The sequence below is a fragment of the Streptomyces hamibioticus genome, assembly GCF_047946815.1.
GTDB lineage: Bacteria > Actinomycetota > Actinomycetes > Streptomycetales > Streptomycetaceae > Streptomyces.
The window spans coordinates 111551-131735 of sequence record NZ_JBKKQY010000001.1; the positions used below are offsets into that span (position 1 = coordinate 111551).

1 protein-coding gene is annotated in these 20185 nt (G+C 74.9%); it reads right to left on the reverse strand.

Annotated elements, in window-relative coordinates; all coding sequences use genetic code 11:
* Positions 1–127: 127 nt before the first annotated feature.
* The gene (locus ACLGIH_RS00565; RefSeq protein WP_416523220.1) at positions 128–20173 is read right to left on the reverse strand and encodes a non-ribosomal peptide synthase/polyketide synthase; all 20046 of its coding nucleotides are present in this window, start codon (positions 20171–20173) and stop codon (positions 128–130) included.
* Between the last annotated feature and the right edge of the window lie 12 nt (positions 20174–20185).

The following is a 20185-nucleotide window of genomic DNA, read 5'->3' on the forward strand; positions in this document are numbered from 1 at the left end:
GATGGCGGCCGGTTCCCCTGAGGCGCTCAGGGGGGTGAGGGTGCCCGGGCCCGCCGTGCGCCGGCGGCGCACGGTCCTCTCGGTCTGCCGTGGGTTCGCGGTGCCGGGGCACCGGGGCGGGGTGTGGTCACACGCTCTCCCTCGCCTGCCGGGCGATGTGGCGCAGCGCTTCGGCGAAGTCCTCGGCGACGCGCCGCACGGTCGCCGTGCCGTACGTGCCGGAGCGGTGGTGCCAGGTGAAGGCGAGGCGCCCGTCCCGTACCGCGCCGACCACCTCCAGCGGGTGCGATCCGCTGTCCCGGGGGTCGTGGTCCTGGCCGAAGGAGCCGTGTTCGGCGCGCACCAGGCCGCCGCCGGAAGCCGCGGGGCGGGCGTCCCACTGGCCGAGGTAGTTGAAGACGACCTGACCGTGGGCGGCGGCGCCGAGCCGCTCGCGTACCTCGGGTGGTCCGAAGGTGCGCAGGGCGCCGAAGCCCAGCCCGTTGCCGGGCACGGAGCGCAGCTGGCGGCGCACCGACTTCACCAGGGACCGCCAGTTCCGGTCGGGTCCGAGGTGGTCCGGTTCGGACACCAGGAGGGCGACCGGGTGAATGGTGGTGAACCAGCCGACCGTGCGGGAGAGGTCCACGTCGTCCAGCAGGTCCTCGCGGCCGTGTCCTTCGAGGTCCAGTCGGACGCGGTCGTTGCCGGTCCAGCGGGCCAGCGCCAGGGCCAACGCGGCCAGGAGGACGTCGTTCACGCGGGTGCGGTAGGCGGCCGGCGCGGCCCGCAGCAGTGCCGTCGTGTCCTCCTCCCCCAGTTCGACGGTGAGCGTGCCCGCCTCCTGCGCGGCCGGGCCGGGCTCGGCCGCGACCGGGAGCTGCCCGGCGGTCACGGCCTCCTCCCAGTAGGGCAGTTCGTGGTCCAGGCCGCCCTCGGCGACGTGTGCGGCGAGGGCGCGGGCCCAGTCGCGGAAGGAAGTGGTGCGCTCCCCCAGGCTGACGAGTTCGCCGCGCACGGCCTGTCCGTAGGCGACCTCCAGGTCGTCGGCGAGAATCCGCCAGGACACGGCGTCCACCACCAGGTGATGGGCGACCAGGAAGAGAAAGGCGTCCCCGGCCTTTTCGTCCGTGCGGGACGCTTCACCTACGGCCGCGCCGGTGAACAGGGCCGCCTTCAGCAGCGGGCCCCGGCCGAGGTCGAACCCGGCGTGCAGGTCGTCGGCGGCCCGCTTCATGGCCGCACCGGCCTCCGCCGCCGGCAGGCCTGTCAGGTCGTGGCGGACGAGGAGTCCCCGGAGCTCTTCCGGCGGTGGGTTGAACTGGTGCCAGCCGTCGGTGTCCCTGGTGAAGCGCATGCGCAGCGCGTCATGGTGTTCCAGCAGGGCGTTCAGGGCCCTCTCCAGGGCGGCCGTGTCGGGCGGGCCGTCGAGTTCCAGCAGCGCCGACTGGTTGAAGTGGGTGTGGTCGGCGCGCGGTGTGGTCAGGAACCACTCCTGGATCGGGGTGAGGGGGGCCGTGCCGGTCGCCGGTCCGTCACCGGTGTGCCGGGGCGCGGTGCCGACGACGGTGGCCAGTTCGGCGACGGTCTGGTGGGTGAACAGGTCCCGGGTGGCCAGGTGCAGGCCCTCGCGTCGCAGCCGGGAGACCACCTGCATGCTCAGGATCGAGTCGCCGCCGAGGTGGAAGAAGTTGTCGTCCACGCCGATGCCCTCCACCCCGAGGACGTCGGTCCAGACGCCGGCGATGCGGCGTTCGGTGTCCGTACGCGGCGGGGTGTGCGGGCCGGTGGCGGTCTGCGCTGGTGCGGGGGCGGGCAGGGCACGCCGGTCCGTCTTGCCGTTGGGGGTCAGCGGCAGCCGCTGAAGCGGCACGAACACCGACGGGACCATGTGCGGGGGCAGCAGCCCGGCCAGGTGCTCGCGCAGCGCGGCGACGGGCAGCCCGTCGGCGCTCTCCTCGACGGGGACGACGTACGCCACCAGCCGTCCGGGGCCGTCGGAAGCCTGTCCGTCGGCACCGTCGGTGCGCACGACGACGACGGCGTCGCGCACATGCGGGCTGCGGCGCAGCGCGCTCTCGGTCTCTCCCGGCTCGATGCGGAAGCCGCGCAGCTTGATCTGGTCGTCCGCGCGCCCGACGAAGCGCAGGTCGCCCTCAGGCCCCCAGCGCACCAGGTCGCCGGTGCGGTACATGCGCTCTCCCGCCGCGCCGAAGGGGTCCGCGAGGAAGCGCCGGGAGGTCAGGCCCGGCCGGCCGAGGTAGCCGCGGGCCAGGCCCGGCCCTGCCACGTACAGCTCTCCCGTCACGCCGGGCGGGACGGGCCGCAGGGCCGTGTCGAGGACGTACACGCGGGCGGCGCCGGCCGGGCGGCCGATCGGCGGGGCCTGGCCGACGGGACTCAGCGGGCCGGTCCAGGTGGCGACCACGGTCGCTTCGGTGGGCCCGTAGGAGTTGATCATCCGGCGGCCGGGCGCCCACCGCTCCACGAGGTCGGACGGGCATGCCTCGGCGCCGACGATCAGGGTCCGCAGGTGGGGCAGGGCGCCGGAGGTCTCCGGCGCCATGGTGGCCAGCGCGGCCGGCGGGATGAGGGTGTGGCTGATGCGGCGCTCGGCGAGCACCTCGGCCAGCCGTTCGCCGACCAGCGGTCCCTCCTCCCCCGTCACCAGGGCGGCGCCGCTGAGCAGGGAGACGCACAGTTCGAGGACGGAGGCGTCGAAGCTGGGTGAGGCGAACTGGAGCACCCGGTCGCCGGGGCCCGCCGCGTACTGCTCGGCGGCGGCCGTGGCGAAGCCCGCCAAGCCCCGGTGCGTCACGACCACGCCTTTGGGGGTGCCGGTGGATCCGGAGGTGTAGATGACGTACGCCGGATGGTCGGCGGTCAGCGCGGTGGTGCGGTCGGTGTCGGTGGGCGCGGTGTCCGGGCCGTCCGCCGCCCACACGTCCGCCGGGGCGTCGAGCACCACCCGGGCGCCCGCGTCACGCACCATGAACTCCCGCCGCTGCTCGGGGTAGTCCGGATCGACGGGCAGGAAGGCGCCGCCCGCCTTGGCGACAGCGAGCTGCGCCACCACCGTCTCCGCAGCGCGGGGCAGGGCGAGGGCGACGATCTCCTCGGGTCCGACCCCGCGGGCAATGAGCCGGTGGGCGAGCCGGTTGGCGGCGCGGTCCAGGTCCGCGTACGACACCTGCCGTTCCCCGTCCAGCAGGGCGACGGCGTCGGGGGTGTCGGCGGCCTGCCGTTCGAACAGCTCGGGCAGCGTCGCCGCCGGTACCGGCCGGGCGGTGCCCTGTCCCTGGTCCAGCAGGACCAGGAGGTCCTCGTCGGAGGCGAGCGGCAGGGCGCCGAGGGGCCGGTGCGGGTCCTCGGCCACGGCGGTCAGCAGGGTGGTGAGCTGGTCGGCCATGTGTCCGGCCGTGGCCGCGTCGAACAGGTCGGTGTTGTAGGTGAGCAGGCCGTGCAGTGCGCCCGAGTCAGTCTCGGCGAACTCCAGGCTCAGGTCGAACGCGGCATGCTGGAACTCCACCTCCACGGCGGACACCTCCAGGCCCGGCAGGTCCAGGTCCGCGGACGGCGTGTTCTGCAGGACCACCATCACCTGGAAGAGCGGGGTGCGGCTGGTGTCGCGCACCGGTCGCACCTCGTCCACCACCTGCTCGAACGGCACCTCCTGGTGGGCGAAGGCGTCCAGCACCGTCCGCCGGACGTCGTCGAGGAACTCGGGGAAGGGACGGTCGGCGTCGACGTTCGAGCGCAGCACCAGGGTGTTGACGAAGAACCCGATCAGCTGCTGGATCTCGACCTGCTCGCGCCCGGAGGTGACGGTGCCGACGGCGATGTCCCGGCCGCCGCTCAGCCGGGCGAGGAAAGTCTGCGCGGCGGCGACCAGCGTGGTGAAGAGGGTGGCTCCCCGCTCCCGGCCGACCTGTGCGAGGCGACGGGCGGTGCGGGGCGGCAGGGCCAGCCGGGCGGTCGCACCGGACCGGGTGCGGATCGGCGGGCGAGGCCGGTCGGTGGGCAGGTCCAGCGGCTCGATGTCGGCCAACTGCTCTCGCCAGTACGCCAGATGTTGTTCCCTGTCGCTGGCCGTGCGCTGCCATTGGGCGTAGTCGGCGTACTGGACCGGCAGCGCCGGCAGTGGCCCGGTGGCCGGGTCCAGCTCCGCCCGGTACAGGTGGGCGAGGTCGCCGGTGAGGACGGCGGTGGACCAGCCGTCGGTGACGATGTGGTGCAGGGTGAGGGTCAGGACGTGCTCGTCGTCGGACAGCCGGATCAGGCCGGTGCGCAGCAGGGGGCCTTCGCGCAGGTCGAACGGGTGGGCGCGGTCGGCCGCGAGCAGTTCCTCCAGACGGGCCGTGCGGGCGTCCGCAGGTAGCCGGGACAGGTCGTCGAGCGGCAGCGGCACCTCCCGCGGCGGGTGGACGATCTGCACGCCCTGGCCGTCCACCGTGTCGAAGGTGGTGCGCAGCGACTCGTGCCGGGCCACCAGCTTGCGCAGGGCCGCCGCGAGGGCCCGGGTGTCGAGCGGGCCGCGCAGGCGCAGGGCCAGGGCGGTGACGTACTCGGTGCCGCCGGGCGCGAACTCCTCCAGGAACCACAGGCGTTGCTGCGCGTGCGACATCGGTGCCGTCACGTCCCGGTCCACCGGCACGATGGCGGGACGCGTCTCGTCGGCGGCCCGGTCCCCGGTGAGCAGCGCGGCGAGCGCGGCGGGCGTGGGGTGGGCGAACACGGCGCGCAGGGACAGGGTGGTGCCGAACTCCTCGGCCAGGCGGGAGGCGAGGCGGATGCTGAGGATGGAATCGCCGCCCAGCGCGAAGAAGTCGGCTTCCACGCCCGGTGGTTGTCCGCCGAGCACGTCCGCGAAGACGTCCACGGTACGGCGTTCGGCGTCGGTGCGCGGTGCGGCCCGCGTGCCCTGTGCCGCGCCGCCGTCCGGCTCCGGGGCCGGGAGGGCCGCCTGGTCCACCTTGCCGTTGCCGCTCAGCGGGAGAGCAGTCAGTGCGACGAACGCGGAGGGCACCAGGTAGTCGGGGAGCGTACGGCGGGCGTACGCGCGCAGCTCCTGCAGGTCGTCCGTGGCCGGACCGACGACGTAGGCGACCAGGCGCCGGGCGCCGGGCCGGTCCTCGCGGGCCACCACCGCCACGTCCGCGACGCCGGCGTGGGTCGTCAGGGCGGCCGCCACCTCGCCGGGCTCGACCCGGAAGCCGCGGATCTTCACCTGGTCGTCGGCGCGGCCCAGGAACTCGACCGTGCCGTCCGGGCGGCGCCGGGCCAGGTCGCCCGTGCGGTACATCCGGGACCCGGGCGGGCCGGAGGGGTCAGCGAGGAAGCGGCGGGCGCTCTCGCCCGGACGGCCCAGGTAGCCGCGTGCCACGCCCTCGCCGGCCACGTACAACTCGCCCGCGCAGCCCGGCGGAACGGGACGCATCCGGGCGTCCAGGACGTGGACCCGCTTGTCGTCCAGCGGCAGGCCGACGGGCACGGTCTCGGGTACGGCCGCCGCGTCGTCGAGAGCGTGGGCGGTGGCGAAGGTCGTGGTCTCGGTGGGCCCGTAGCCGTCCACGACGGTCAGGCCGGGGCAGGCGGTCAGCACTCGGCGCACGGCCGCCGCGGGGACCACGTCACCGCCGGTCCACACCTGGCGCAGGCCCGCGAAGCAGTCCGGCGCGTCCTGGGCCAGGAGGCGGAAGAGGCCCGCCGTCAGCCACAGGGCGGTCAGCCCCCGCTCGCTGCTGTGCGCTGTGCCGCCGGTCAGCCGCCGCAACAGGGCGGCGTCCACCGTCTCCCCGGGGGCCACGACCAGGCAGCCGCCGGTCAGCAGGGGCGCCCACACCTCGAACGTGGCGGCGTCGAAGGCGACGGGTGAGTGCAGCAGCACGCGGGCGCACACCCCGTCGGCGAAGCGGCTGTCGGTGGCCAGGGACGCCACGTCGCGGTGGCGTACCGCCACCGCCTTGGGCACTCCGGTGGATCCGGAGGTGAACATGACGTAGGCCAGCCGGTCGGGATCCGCCGGTACGGTGGCGGCGCCCGCCGAGGGAGCGTGGCGCGCCGCGGTGACGTCCTCGGCGGTGAGGCGGGCCCTGACGCCCGCCTGCGCCAGCATCGTCCGGCGTCGCTCCTCGGGGGCGCGGGCGTCGATCGGCACGTAGGCGCCGCCGGCCTTGAGGACCGCGAGCTGGGCGACGACGAGTTCGGCGCCGCGGTCCATGAGCAGGGCCACCCCGTCCTCGGCGGCCAGACCGTCCGCGAGCAGCCGGGACGCCACGCGGTCGGACCAGTCGGCGAGTTCGCGGTAGGTCACCCGCCGGCCGCCGTCGTCGAGCGCGAGGGCGTCCGGGGTGCGGTGGGTCTGCTCGGCGAACAGGTCCACCGGGCTGCGCGGCTGAGCCCGGCGGGCGGGCGCGTTCCACTCCCCCAGCAGTCGCCGGTCGGCGGTGGTGAGCGGTTCGAGGTCACCGACGGTGCCGTCGAGGCCGTCTGCGAAGCGTGTGAGCAGGGTGGCCAGGCGGGCCGTCGCCTGTTCCGCCGTGGCGCGGTCGAAGAAGGCGGGGTCGTAGGCGAGGTCGAAGCCGAGCCGGTCGGTCAGGTGGGCGCGCAGGCACAGCGGGAAGGTGGTGGCGTCGTCGGCCCGCACCTCCGCCACGCCCACGCCCGTCCGGGCGGCGGCCGACTCGTCGACCGGGTAGTTCTCGAACACCACCATGCTGTCGAACAGCGCCTCCCCGGGCGGGACTTCGGTCAGCGCCTGGATACGGGCGAGGGAGAGGAAGTCGAAGCGCCGGTCCTCGCTCTGCTGCTCCTGCAGGCCGCGCAGCCAGGGCAGGACGCCGTCGGCGCGGACCCGTACCCGGGTGGGTACGGTGTTGATGAACATGCCGATCATGGTGTCGACGCCGGGCAGTTCGGCGGGGCGACCGGAGACGGTCGTGCCGAACACGACGTCGTCGCGTCCGCTGTAGCGGGCCAGCAGCAGCGCCCAGGCGGCCTGGACGACGGTGTTGACGGTCAGTCCGCCGCGGGCCGCCGCCTCCCGCAGCCGTCGTGACACGTCCGCGTCCAGCTCATGAGGGACCGACTCGGCGGAGCGGGCCCGGTGGGCCTCGGCGGGGGTGCGGTCGTACGGCAGCGGGGTGCGCTCGGTGAAGCCGGCGAGGGCGCCGGCCCAGTGGCGTTCGGCCGGCGCTGCGTCGGCGTCCTGCTCGCGCAGCCAGCGCAGGAAGTCCGCGAACGGCCGCCGCACGGGCGGCGCGGTGTCCTGGCCGCCGGTGAGCGCGGCGTACCGCTCGCACACCTCGGTGAGCAGCTGCCCGGAGCTCCAGCCGTCCAGGATCAGGTGGTGGGAGGACCACACCAGCAGGACCTCGTCACCCGGCAGGGTTGCCAGCGTGATCCGGGTCAGCGGCGCGGCGGTCAGCTCCATGCCCGCCGCGCGGTCCTCGGCGAGCAGCCGTTCCGTCGCCTGCGCACGCTTCCCGGGCGCCAGTGCACGCCAGTCCAGGTGGGTGACGGGCAGCTCCACGCGGTGGTGGACGACCTGCACGGGATGCGGCAGGCCCTGCCAGTGGACGCTGGTGCGCAGGGCCGGGGTGCGGTCGGCGACCTGCTGCCAGGCCGCCGCGAACGTCCTGGGGTCGGCCACGCCGGTCAGGCGGACCGCCGTACGGTCGAAGTAGGCGCCGGCCGTGTCGACGAGGCCGTGGAAGAGCATGCCGGACTGCAGGGGTGTCAGCGGCAGGACGTCCGCCACGTGCCGTCCGTCGCCCACCAGCCGGTCGAGCTGCTCCTGGGTGAGACCGGCGAGGGGGAAGTCGGAAGGGGTGCGGCCGCCCGCGTCCGGGGCGGTGCAGTGGGCCACGATGTCGCGGAGCGCCGCACACATCTCCTCGGCCAGGCGCCGCACGGTGGACTCGTCGTAGACGGCGCTCGGGTAGGTCCAGCCGAGTTCGAGCCGGCCGTCCTGGACCACGCCCGTGATGTCCAGGAGATAGGGGCGGCTCTCATCCGGGTCGGTGTCGCGGCCGGCCGGCGGGAGCGCGGCCCGGAACAAGCCTTCCTCGGTGCCGCTGCCCGTGTCCCAGCGGCCGTGGTAGTTGAAGCCGACCTGCGGCGACGGGGCGTCGGTGAGGGGACTGGCGGGCAGCAGGTGACGCAGGGCGCCGTAGCTGAGCCCGTGCAGCGGTACCGCGCGCAGCTGCTCCTTCACCGACCGCAGGGTGGCGCGCCAGTCGGCGTCGGGTGCGACGGTCAGCGCGAGGGGGAACTCCGCGGTGAACCAGCCGACGGTCCGCGACAGGTCCACGTCGTCGAACAGGTCCTCCCGGCCGTGCCCTTCCACCCCGACGAACACCGTGTCGCGCGCGCACCAGCGGGCCAGGGTGCGGCCGAGAGCGCTGAGCAGGACGTCGTTGATCCGGGTGCGGTAGACGTCCGGGACCCGGCGCAGCAGCGCCTCCGTCTCCTGCGGTGCCAGCGACACCGTGACGGTGGCGGCGGTGCCGTGGGTGTTGGCACCGGGCCGCCCGGCCGGCAGGGCGGCCGGGGCGGTGGCGGTGCGGGTCCAGTGGGCCAGGTCGGCGTCCAGGGCACCGGATCGCGTGTGCTGTTCCAGCCGCGCCGCCCAATGGCCGAACGCGGTTTCCACCGCAGGGAGTTCGACGGGCCGCCCGGCCGTGGCGGCGCGGTGGGCCGTCTCCAGGTCACCGAGCAGGATGCGCCAGGAGACGCCGTCGACGACCAGGTGATGCACCGTGATCAGCAACTGCGCGGGATGCTCCGGGCCCCGGTCGAAGAGCAGGACGCGTACGACGCGGCCCGCGGTGGGATCGAGCGCGGCCTGTGCGGCGTCCGCGGTTCGTCGCACCTCGGCCTCCAGCGCCGGGGCGTCGAGGTGGTCGGCGGTGTGGCGCGTGAACACGCCGTCCGGCACCGCCGGAAGCACCTCCTGGCGCCAGCCGCCGTCGGTGTGCCGGAACCGGGTGCGCAGCGCCGGATGGTGGCGTACGAGGGCGTCGACCGCCTGTTCCAGTGCCGACAGGTCGGTGCCGGCGGCCAGTTCCAGACGCTGGGTCATGGTGAAGCGCAGCGCGTCGCCGGGGCGGCGGCCTTCGAGGTACCAGCGCTGGATGGGCGTCAGCGGTGCGTCGGCCGGCGGGGTGTTCTCCGTACCGGCCCTGCGTTGAGGCTCCGACTGCGCGACGCTCAGGGCGAGTTCGGCGATGGTCTGGTGGCGGAACACGTCCTTCGTGGTCAGCGCGAGGCCCGCCCGGCGGGCGCGGGAGACGATCTGGATGCTGAGGATCGAGTCACCGCCCAGCGCGAAGAAGTTGTCCCGGGTGCCGACCCGCTCCACGCCCAGCACGTCGGCCCAGATGGCGGCCAGTCGTTCCTCGGTCCCGGGGCGGGGTGCCACGTACGGCGTGGTGCTCTCCGGCTGGACGGGCGGGGCGGGCAGTGCGCGGCGGTCGGTCTTGCCGCTGCTGGTGCGCGGTATCCGCGTCAGGGCCACGAAGGCGGCGGGCACCATGTGGTCCGGCAGGGTCCGCCGCAGCCGCACCCGCAGTTCGTCGGCGGAAACGCCCTGTTCCCCGGCGGGCACCAGGTACGCCACGAGCATGGTGCGCCCGGCGTGTTCGCGGGCGGCAACGGCGGCGTCGGTGACCTCGGGCAGGGCCAGCAGGGCGGCCTCCACCTCGCCGGGCTCGATGCGGAACCCGCGGATCTTGATCTGCTCGTCGGCCCGGCCCAGGAACTCCAGCAGCCCGGACGTGTCCCAGCGGGCGCGGTCGCCGGTGCGGTACATGCGCTCCCCCGGCCCGCCGAACGGGTCGGCGAGGAAGCGGGCGGCGGTCAGGCCGGGCCGGTTCAGATAGCCGCGGGTGACCTGCGCCCCGGCCAGGTACAGCTCGCCGGGCATACCGGGCGGGACCGGGCACAGCGTGCCGTCGAGGACGTAGGCGCGCAGGTTGCGGCCGGGGCGGCCGATGACGGGGCGCTCGGGACGGTCCGCGCAGCGGCCGTAGACGGCATCGACGGTGGTCTCCGTGGGGCCGTACATGTTGTACGCGGTCACGCCGAAGTCGGCCTGGGCCGCGCACAGTTCGGCCCAGGTGCCGGGGCCGACCGGCTCGCCGCCTATCAGCAGCAGGCGCGGGTGGTGGCGGCCGGGGGCGAGGAGTCCGGCGGCGGTGAGTTCGCGCAGGAAGGAGGGGGTGACGTTCACCAGGTCCAGCTGTCGACGGTCGACCTGGGCGCAGAACGCCTCGGGGTCCAGGCGTACGTCCTCGTCGACAAGGTGGACCTCCTGGCCGAGGGCGAGCAGCAGCGGTCCCTCCCAGGATGTGTCGAAGGAGAAGGAGGCGCTGAGCGCGGCCTTGAGCCGTCGTCCGTCGGCGGTGTGCGGGCCGACGAGTCCTTCTCGGTGGTCGTGGCAGAGGTTGACCAGGTGGCGGTGTTCCACGGTGACGCCTTTGGGGCGGCCGGTGGAGCCGGACGTGTAGATGATGTAGGCGGCGTTGTCCGGGCTCAGCGGGGCGAGCCGGTCGGTGTCGGTGGGGTCGTGGGCGGGCTGTCGGTCCCAGGGCGTCTCGCGCAGGATGTCGGCCGTCAGGACCGTGTGCGGCGCGGCGTCCGCGAGGAGGAACGCGACGCGTTCCTCGGGCAGCTCCGGGTCGAGGCAGAGCAGGGTGCCGCCCGCCTTGAGCACGGCGAACACCGCCACCAGCAGCTGCGAGGTGCGCGGCAGCCGCACGGCGACCACGCGCTCGGGGCCGACGCCCAGGGTGATCAGGTGGTGGGCCAGCCGGTTGGCCCGTTCGTTCAGGTCCGCGAAGGTGAGCGTGTCGTCCCGGGCGACCAGGGCGGTCGCGTACGGCGTGCGCGCCGCCTGCGCCTCGATCAGGGCGGGGAAGGCGGTGTCCGCCGCGGGCAGGTGTCCGCCCTGCCACTCGTCGAGCACCTGGCGCTGTTCGGCGGCCGTCAGCAACGGCAGCGCGCCGGCGTCCCGGTGCGGATCCTCGGCCGCCGCCTCCAGCAGCAACCGCAGCCATACGGCGAGGCGCTCGGCGGTGCCGGCGTCGAACAGGCCGGTGCTGTACTCCAGGTAGCCGGTGACGCCGTCGTCGCTCTCGACGAAGTCGAAGGCGAGGTCGTAGGCGGCGTGCCGGACCGGCGGCATGAGCGGTTCGACGGTCAGCCCCGGCAGGTCGGGCACCTCGGCGCCCAGGTTGTGCAGTGCCACCATCACCTGGAACAGCGGGGTGCGGCTGGTGTCCCGTTCGGGCTGGAGGGCGTCCACCAGCTTCTCGAACGGCACCTCCTGGTGGGCGAACGCGTCCAGGACGGTGGAGCGGACCCGCTGCAGCAGCGCGCGGAACGACAGGCCGGGCTCCACCCGGTTGCGCAGCACGAGGGTGTTGACGAACATGCCGACGACGTCGTGGAGTTCGGAGCGCTCGCGGCCCGCCGTGACCGTGCCGACGGCGATGTCCTCCTGGTCCGCCCAGCGCGAGAGGAGGACGGTGCAGGCCGTCAGCAGGGTCATGTAGAGGGTGGCGTCGGCCTCGCGGCCCGTCGCGCGCAGCCGCTCGGTGAGCGCAGCGGGGAGGGTGAAGGCCACCAGTGCGCCTTCGCGGGTGCGTACGGCGGGGCGCGGCCGGTCGGTGGGCGGCTCCAGCGGGGTGATCCCGTCCAAGGCGGCCCGCCAGTAGGCGAGTTGCTTGTCCACCTGGTCGGTGCGGGCGCGCTGCCACGCGGCGTGGTCCGCGTACCGTACGGGCAGGTGGGGCAGCCGGGGCGCGCGGGCCTCGCGGGCGGCCGCGTACAGCTCGCCCAGGTCCCGGCCGAGCACGCCGACGGACCAGCCGTCGGTGACGATGTGGTGCACGGCCAGGACCAGTACGTGCTCGTCGTCGGCGAGGCGCACGAGACGGGCCCGCAGCAGCGGTCCGGCGCTCAGGTCGAAGGGGACGGCGGCCTCCTGCTCCAGGAGGGCGTCCAGCCGGTCGCGGGCGCCGGCGAGGTCGTCCAGCGGCAGGTCCACCCGGTACGGCGGGTGCACGATCTGCCGTGCCTGGCCGTCCTGTTCGGCGAACGTGGTGCGCAGCGCCTCGTGCCGGGCCACCAGGCCGTCGAGGGCGGCGCGCAGGGCGGTCCCCTGGAGCGGGCCGTGCAGGCGCAGCACGGACAGCGTCGTGTACTCGGTGCTGCCCGGTTCGAAGCGGTCGAGGAACCACAGCCGCTGTTGCGCGTACGACAGCGGCGCCGGGGTGCCCGGGGCGGCGGCCGGGATGACGTCGGCCGGGGGGCCGCCGCTCTCCGCCGGGTCGCCGAGCACCGCGGCCAGGGCGGACACCGTCGTGTGCGTGAACAGCAGCCGGGGCGAGACGTCCGTGTCGAAGACGTCGCGCAGCCGTGCGATGACCCGGACGGCGAGGATCGAGTCGCCGCCGAGGGCGAAGAAGTCGTCGTCGGCTCCCACCTCGCCGGTGTCGAGCACGTCCGCCCAGGCGGCGGCGACCGCCCGCTCGGCGGGGGTGCCCGGCGCGCGGCGCCCGGTGCCCGTGGCGAAGCCGTCCGGCCCGGGGGCGGGCAGCGCACGCCGGTCGAGCTTGCCGTTGGCGGTCAAGGGCAGCGCCGCCATCGGCACGTAGGCGGCGGGCACCATGTGCGCGGGCAGCGACCGCTCCAGGTGGGCGCGGAGTTCGGCGGCCGAGGGCGGTTCGGCGCCGGCGCGGCCGACGACATGGGCCACCAGCCGCCTGGTTCCGGCGCCGTCCTCCTGGACGCCCACGGCCGCCTCCCCGATGCCGGGATGGGTGTGCAGGGCCGCCTCGATCTCGCCGGGTTCGATGCGGTAGCCGCGGATCTTCACCTGCTGGTCGGCGCGGCCCAGGTACTCCAGCGTGCCGTCGGCCCGTCGGCGGGCCCGGTCACCGGTGCGGTACATCCGCGTTCCCGGTGCGCCGAACGGATCGGCGAGGAATCGCGTCGCGGTCAGGCCGGGCCTGCGCAGGTAGCCGCGCGCCAGGCCCTCCCCCGCCACGTACATCTCGCCCACGGCGCCGGGCGGCACGAGGGCCAGGGCGTCGTCGAGGACGTGGACGCGCAGGTCGGGTATGCCGGTGCCGATGGGGCTCGCGGCACGCGCGCCGGTGCTCCCACGGTCCAGTGCCGCGTAGGTGACGTGCACGGTCGTCTCGGTGATGCCGTACATGTTGACCAGGCGCGGCGCGGTGTCGGGGTGGCGGGTGTACCAGTCGGCGAGCCGGGCCACGTCCAGGGCCTCGCCGCCGAAGACCACCGTGCGCAGGGCGAGCCGGGCACCGAGTCCGGGGTGCTCGGCGTCCGCGCGGGCCAGGGGGTAGAAGGCGGACGGGGTCTGGTTGAGAACGGTGACCCGCTCGTCGGCGAGCAGGCGCAGGAAGTCCTCCGGGGAGCGGGCGATGTCGTCGGGGACGACGACGAGCCGGCCGCCGTGCAGCAGGGCGCCCCACAGCTCCCAGACGGAGAAGTCGAAGGCGTAGGAGTGGAACAGCGTCCACACGTCCCTCTCGTTGAAGCCGAACCAGTGGCGGGTGCGGGTGAACAGGCGCACGACGTTGGCGTGCGGGACGACCACGCCCTTGGGGCGGCCGGTGGAGCCGGAGGTGTAGATGGCGTAGGCGGGGCTCTCCGGCAGGGGGCGGCGGGGGTGGTCCGGGCCGGTGGGCGGGCGGCGGGCGAGGTCGGTCCGGGTGCCCGGGTCGTCCAGGGCCACGAGCGGGACGGCGGCGTCCCGTGCGCGTTCCGCGGCCTCGACGGTGGTCACCAAGGTCACCGGGGCGGCGTCGTCCAGCAGGTGGGCGACGCGTTCGGCGGGCAGCCCGGGGTCGATCGGCAGGTAGGCGGCGCCCGTCTTCAGCACCGCCAGGACGGCCACGACGAGGTCGATCGAGCGGGGCAGGGCGAGGGCCACGAACCGCTCGGGTCCCGCGCCGGCCTCGGCCAGCCGGTGGGCGAGGCGGCCGGCCGCCGCGTCGAGCGCGGCGTAGTCGAGGCGGTCGGTGCCGCAGGTGACGGCGATGGCGTCGGGGGTGCGGGCGGCCTGCGCCTCGAAGAGGTCCACCAGGGTCTGGGCCGGGCGGCCGTGCTCGGTGCCGTTGAAGTCGACCAGCATCCGGCGCCGTTCCTCGGCGGTCGTCCACGCCAGGCCGCGCAGCGGCCGGCCGGGATCCTCGGCGATCTCCGTGAGCAGCAGGCGGAGCCGGTCGGCCAGCGCCCGGACGGTGGCGGCGTCGAACAGGTGCGGGTCGTAGGCCAGGTCGAAGCCGAGCCGCTCGCCCTGATAGGCGCGCAGCACCAGCGGGTAGTTGGTGGCGTCCCGGGAGGTGACGTCCACCAGGCGGATGCCGGAGCCGGAGGTGCGGGCCTCGTCGAAGGGGTAGTTCTCGAAGGCGACCATGCTGTGGAAGAGGGGGGTGCCGGACGGCACGTCGCTCAGAGCGGTCAGCTCGGCGAGGGAGGCGGCCGCGAAGCGCCTCGACTCGGCCTGCGTGTCCTGGAGTTCGCGCAGCCAGGCGACGGCCGGACGGTGGCCGTCGACCCGGACACGGGTGGGCACCGTGTTGATGAACATGCCCACCATCGACTCCACGCCCGGCAGTTCTTCGGGACGCCCGGAGACGGTGGTGCCGAACACCACGTCCGGCTCGGCACTGTAGCGGGCCAGCAGCAGCGCCCAGGCGCCCTGCACCACGGTGTTCACCGTCAGCCCGGCGTCACGGGCGGTGCGGGCCAGTGTCGCGGACACCGCGCCGGACAGCTCGGTCGTGTGGACGTCCGCCGACCGGGCCTCGTGCGTGCCGGTCAGGGGCCGGTCGACGGGCAGCGGGGTGGGGGTGGCGAACCCGGCGAGGGCTTCCTGCCAGTGCGCCCGCGCGGCCTCGGCGTCCTGGTCGGCCAGCCAGCGCACGTAGTCGGCGAACGGGCGGCGAACGGGCGGACCGGGCTCGCTCGCGGTGGTGCGCGCCGCGTGGCTTCCGGCGGTCAGGCCGGCACGGCTTGCGGCGGTGAGGTCCGCGTACTCCTCGCACACCTCCGTCAGCACCTGGGCCAGGCTCCAGCCGTCCAGGATGAGGTGGTGGGAGGTCCACAGCAGGTGCAGCCGGGCGTCGGGCAGCCGGACGAGGGTGAGCCGCATCAGCGGCGCCGAGGCGAGGTCGATGCCGCGGGCGAGGTCCTCGGCGCGGAGCCGGTCGAGACGGTCGGCGCGCTCCGCCGGATCCGTGTCCCGCCAGTCGAGATGGGTGACCGGCACACGCACCTCGCGATGCACGACCTGGAGCGGCACGGGTACGCCCTGCCACACCACGGAGGTCCGCAGCGCGGGCGTGCGGTCGGTGACCCGCTGCCAGGCCAGGGCGAAGGCCTGCGGATCGGCGACACCGTCCAGGAGCAGGGCGGCCTGGTCCACGTACACGTCGTCGGGGCCGCCGACCAGGCGGTGGAAGAGCATGCCCTCCTGGAGCGGGGTGAGCGGCAGAAGGTCCTCCACCGCACGGCCGTCGCCCACCAGCCGGTCCACGGCGGCCTGGTCCAGGCGGGCCAGGGGAAAGTCGGAGGGGGTACGGCCACCGGCGTCGGGCCGGGCACAGTGCTCGGCGATCGCGGCCAGTGCCGCCACCATGCCCTGCGCCAACTCCCGTACCGTGGCCGGGTCGTGTACCTGGTCGCTGTAGTGCCAGGTGATCTCCAGCTCACCGTCGGCCACGACGGCGGAGATGTCGAGCAGGTGGTCGAGGGGCTCGTCGGGCGCCATGTCCCGGCCGGGCACCTCGGCGGCCGGGGCGAAGTCGGCTCCGGCGGTCGGCTCCCACTGCCCGTGGTAGTTGAAGCACACCTGGGCCGGCGGAGTCTCCCGCAGGGCGCGGGCGGCCGGGGCGGGTGAGCCGAGACGGGCCAGCGCCTCGTAGCTCAGTCCGCGCCGGGGCACGGCCCGCAGCCGCTCCTTGACGGCCTTCAGCGTGCCACCCCAGTCGGGGGCGGAAGGCGGTCCGGCCGGGGTGAGGGTGACGGGGTACTGGGTGGTGAACCAGCCCACCGTCCGGGACAGATCCAGCGCCTCGTCCGGGCCCCGGCCCCGGCTGCCCCCCAGGTCCTCGCGCCCGTGGCCCTCCAGAGTGACGGTCACCCGCTCGGTGCCCGCCCAGTCGGCGAGGACCCGGCTCAGGGCACTGAGCAGCACGTCGTTGACCTGCGTGCGGTATGCGGCGGGCACCCGGCGCAGCAGCGCCCCGGTGGTGGCGCGGTCCACCCGGGTGCGGACGGTGCGCACGGATCCCGCGAGCGGGGTTCCGGTGCGGTCGACGGGCAGCGGGGTGCGGGGCTCGTCGGCTTCGGCCGTCCAGTACGGCAGGTCCTCATCGAATTCACCGGCCCGCACCCGGCGGGCCAGGTGCACGGCCCAGTCGGCGAACAGCGTGGCCACCGGCTCCAGTCGGACGGCCTCGCCCGCCGACGCCTGCCGGTAGGCCGACTCCAGGTCGGCGAGGAGGATCCGCCAGGAGACGCTGTCCACGGCCAAGTGATGGGCGGCCAGGAAGAGTTGGGGGCGTTCGCCGGGCGGGAGGAGCAGGGCGGCGCGCAGGAGTGCGCCGGTCCCCGGGTCCAGGGCCGCGCGGGCGGCGTCGGCGGCGTCGGTGCGGGCGGTCGCGAGATCGGCGGCGCCGGAGAGGTCGTGGCGGGTCATCAGCCCGGCGGCCGGGCCCTCGCCGGGGTGCTGCCGCCAGGTGTCGCCGCTGCGGGCGAAGCGGGTGCGCAGTGCCGGATGGTGGACGGCCAGCGCCTCGACCGCGCGTTCCAGGGCGCCCTCGTCGACGTCGTGGGGCAGGTCGAGCAGCATCGCCATGCTGAAGAGCCGCGGGTTGCCGTGCCGGTCGCCGTGCGTGGCGACGTACCACTCCTGGACCGGGGTCAGCGGGGCGGGACCGGTCTCGCGCGGCCGGGGTGCGGGTGCCTCGGCGGTGCGCCGGGACGCGGCGGCGGCCAGGTCGGCGACGGTCTGGTGACGGAACACGTCCCGCGAGGTCAGGCGCAGGCCTGCTGCGCGGGCGCGGGAGACGGCCTGGATGCTGAGGATGGAGTCGCCGCCGAGTTCGAAGAAGTTGTCGGTGACGCCCACTCGCGCGACGCCCAGCACCTCGGCCCAGATCCCGGCCAGCGTCTCCTCGTCGGGGGTGCGCGGTGCGACGAACTCCCGCTCGCGCGGGGCCGCGTCGACGTCGGGCGCGGGCAGGGCACGACGGTCCAGCTTGCCACTGGTGGTCAGCGGCAGTGCGTCGAGCACGGTGAACGACGACGGCACCATGTGATCGGGCAGGACCCGGCGGCAGGCCGCCCACAGCTGCGAGGCGACGGGCGGTTCCGCACCGGGGGCGGGTACGACGTAAGCGGCCAGCCGCAGGTGACCGTGCGCGTCCGCGACCGCGGCGACCGCCGCCCCGGTGAGGTACGGCAGGTCGAGCAGCGCCGCCTCGATCTCGCCCGGCTCGATGCGGTGGCCGCGCACCTTCACCTGGTCGTCGGCGCGCCCGAGGTAGTCGAGGCGCCCGTCGGCGGTCCAGCGGGCCAGGTCGCCCGTGCGGTACATGCGGGTGCCGGGGGCGCCGAACGGGTCGGCGAGGAAGCGCGTGGCGGTCAGTCCGGGTCGGCCCGCGTACCCGCGGGCCACCTGCTCGCCCGCCAGGTACAGCTCGCCGCCGACGCCGGGGGGCACCGGCTGGAGGCCGTCGTCGAGGACGTACGCGCGCACGTGGGGCAGCGGCCGGCCCACCAGGGGACGCCCGCCGCCCTCGATACGACAGGCCAGGGCGTCGACCGTGCACTCGGTGGGGCCGTAGAAGTTGTACGCGGCCACGTCCTGGTTGCCGGCCAGTTCCCGCCACAGTCCGTGGCCGATCGCCTCGCCGCCGAGCATCAGCACGCGCGGGTGGTGCCGTGGGTCGGTGAGCAGTCCGGCGGGCAGCAGCTGGCGCAGGTAGGACGGGGTCAGGTCGAGGAAGTCGACGCGGTGCTCGGCGACGTACTCCACGAGGGCGGCGGCGTCCAGCCGGGTCGTCTCGTCGACCAGGTGCAGCGGGTGGCCGTCGGCCATCAGCAGCACGCCCTCCAGCGAGGTGTCGAAGGAGAACGACGCGGTCAGCGCCACCCGCAGTGGTCCGCCGCCCGCGTCGGCGACGAAGCCCTCGCGGTGCGCGGCCAGCAGGTGGGTGAGGGAGCGGTGGGTCACGGCGACGCCCTTGGGACGGCCGGTGGAGCCGGAGGTGTAGATGACGTACGCGGTGGTGTCCGGGTCCGGCGGAGCGGCCGGGGCGGTGTCCGGCAGGGTGGCGGGCACCGCGCGCAGGGCGGTCTCGTCCAGCACCAGGGCGGGTCGGGCGTCGTCGAGCAGGAACCGGACGCGTTCCTCAGGCAGGGCGAGGTCGAGCGGGAGGTAGCCGGCGCCGGACTTCCAGACGGCGAGCATCGCGACGATCATGTCGGCGGTGCGCGGCAGCCGGAGCGCGACCAGGCGTTCGGGGCCGGCTCCGTGGGCGAGGAGGTGGTGGGCGAGCCGGTTGGCGCGGGCGTCGAGTGTCGCGTAGTCGAGGCGGCCGGTTCCGGTGACCAGGGCGGTGGCGTGCGGGGTGCGGTCCGCCTGCCGGGCGAAGACTTCCGGGCAGGTGGTGGCGGGGACGGGCGGCGCGGTGGCGTTCCACGCGTCCGTGATCCGCCGGGCCTGGTCCGGGGTGAGCAGGGGCAGGGTGCCCAGGGGGCGGTCCGGGGCGGCGGCCGCGCCCTCCAGGGTGCGCAGCAGCTGGTCGGCCATGTGTGCGGCGGTGGCGGTGTCGAACAGGTCGGTGCGGTACTCCAGCAGGCCGGTCAGACCGTCCCCGTCGGCGTCGGGGACGAACTCCACGCTGAGGTCGAAGGTGGCCGCCTGCCGGGGCACGGCGACCGGGGAGGCGGCCAGGCCGCTCGGGGCGGGAGCGGTGGGCGGCGCCGGGTGCAGCAGGACCATCACGTCGAACAGGGGGTTGCGGCCCGCCTCGCGGGTGGTGCCCACGGCCTCCACCAGCCGCTCGAACGGTGTGTCGCCGTGTGCGAAGGCGTCGTTGACGGTGGTCGCGGCTGCCCCCAGCAAGTCGCGGAAGGAGCCGGTGGTGTCGACGGGGGTGCGCAGGACGACGGTGTTGGCGAAGAACCCGACGGCGCGTTCGAGGTCGGTGCGGGAACGGCCCGGGGTCAGGGAGCCGACGGTGATGTCGTCCTGCCCGGACCAGCGGGCCAGCAGGGCCTGGCAGGCGGCGACCAGGGACGTGAACAGGGTGGTGTGCTGCTCGGCCGCCAGCTCGCGCAGCCGTGCGGTGACGTGCGCGGGCACGGTGAAGGTGTGCACGGCTCCCGCCCCGGACTCCTCCCCGTCACGGGGCCGGTCGAGCGGCAGCCCCGGCGGCACGGCGCTCTTCAACTGCCGGGCCCAGTAGTCGAGTTCCCGCTCCAGGCGCGGGCCGGAGAGTTGTTCGCGCTGCCAGACCGCGAAGTCCGGGTACTGGGTGGCCACCGGCTCCAGCTCCGGCGCCGCGCCCCGGGCCAGGGCGTCGTAGGCGCTGCACAGTTCCTCCAGCAGGACGCCCATCGACCAGCCGTCGGTGACGATGTGATGGGCCGTCAGCAGAAGAGTGTGCGCGGTGTCCGACTCACGCAGCAGCAGGGCGCGCAGGAGCGGACCGGTGCCCAGGTCGAAGGGGTGCTCGTACTCGGCGAGCAGGGCGCTGTCCAGGGCGTGCGGCGGCGTGTCGGTCACCGGCAGCGGCACCGGGGCAGCCGGCCGCACCCTTTGCACGGGCCGTCCGTCGCTCTCCTCGAAGGTGGTGCGCAGCGCCTCGTGCCGCTCCACGACGGTGTCCAGCGCGCGGCTGAGGAGGGTGTGGTCCAGTGGGCCGGTCAGGCGCAGGGCGACGGCGCTGTTGTACCGGGAGTCGCCGGGCCGCAGCCGGTCCAGGAACCACAGCCGCTGCTGGGCGAAGGACAGCGGCAGCGGCCGGGAGCGGTCGGCGCGCGGGATGCCCTGGCGCGCGGCGGTGGCCCGGCCGGCGAGCCGGCGGCGCATTGCCTCCTGGAGGTCCTGGGGCAGGGCCTTGGTGCGGTCTCGCTTCGAAGACGTCATGGTCTGCCGGTC

What these genes read in the sequence shown, in the direction of transcription:
- ACLGIH_RS00565 (WP_416523220.1), bottom strand. Translation starts at nt 20,173, where the DNA reads ATGACGTCTTCGAAGCGAGACCGCACCAAGGCCCTGCCCCAGGACCTC.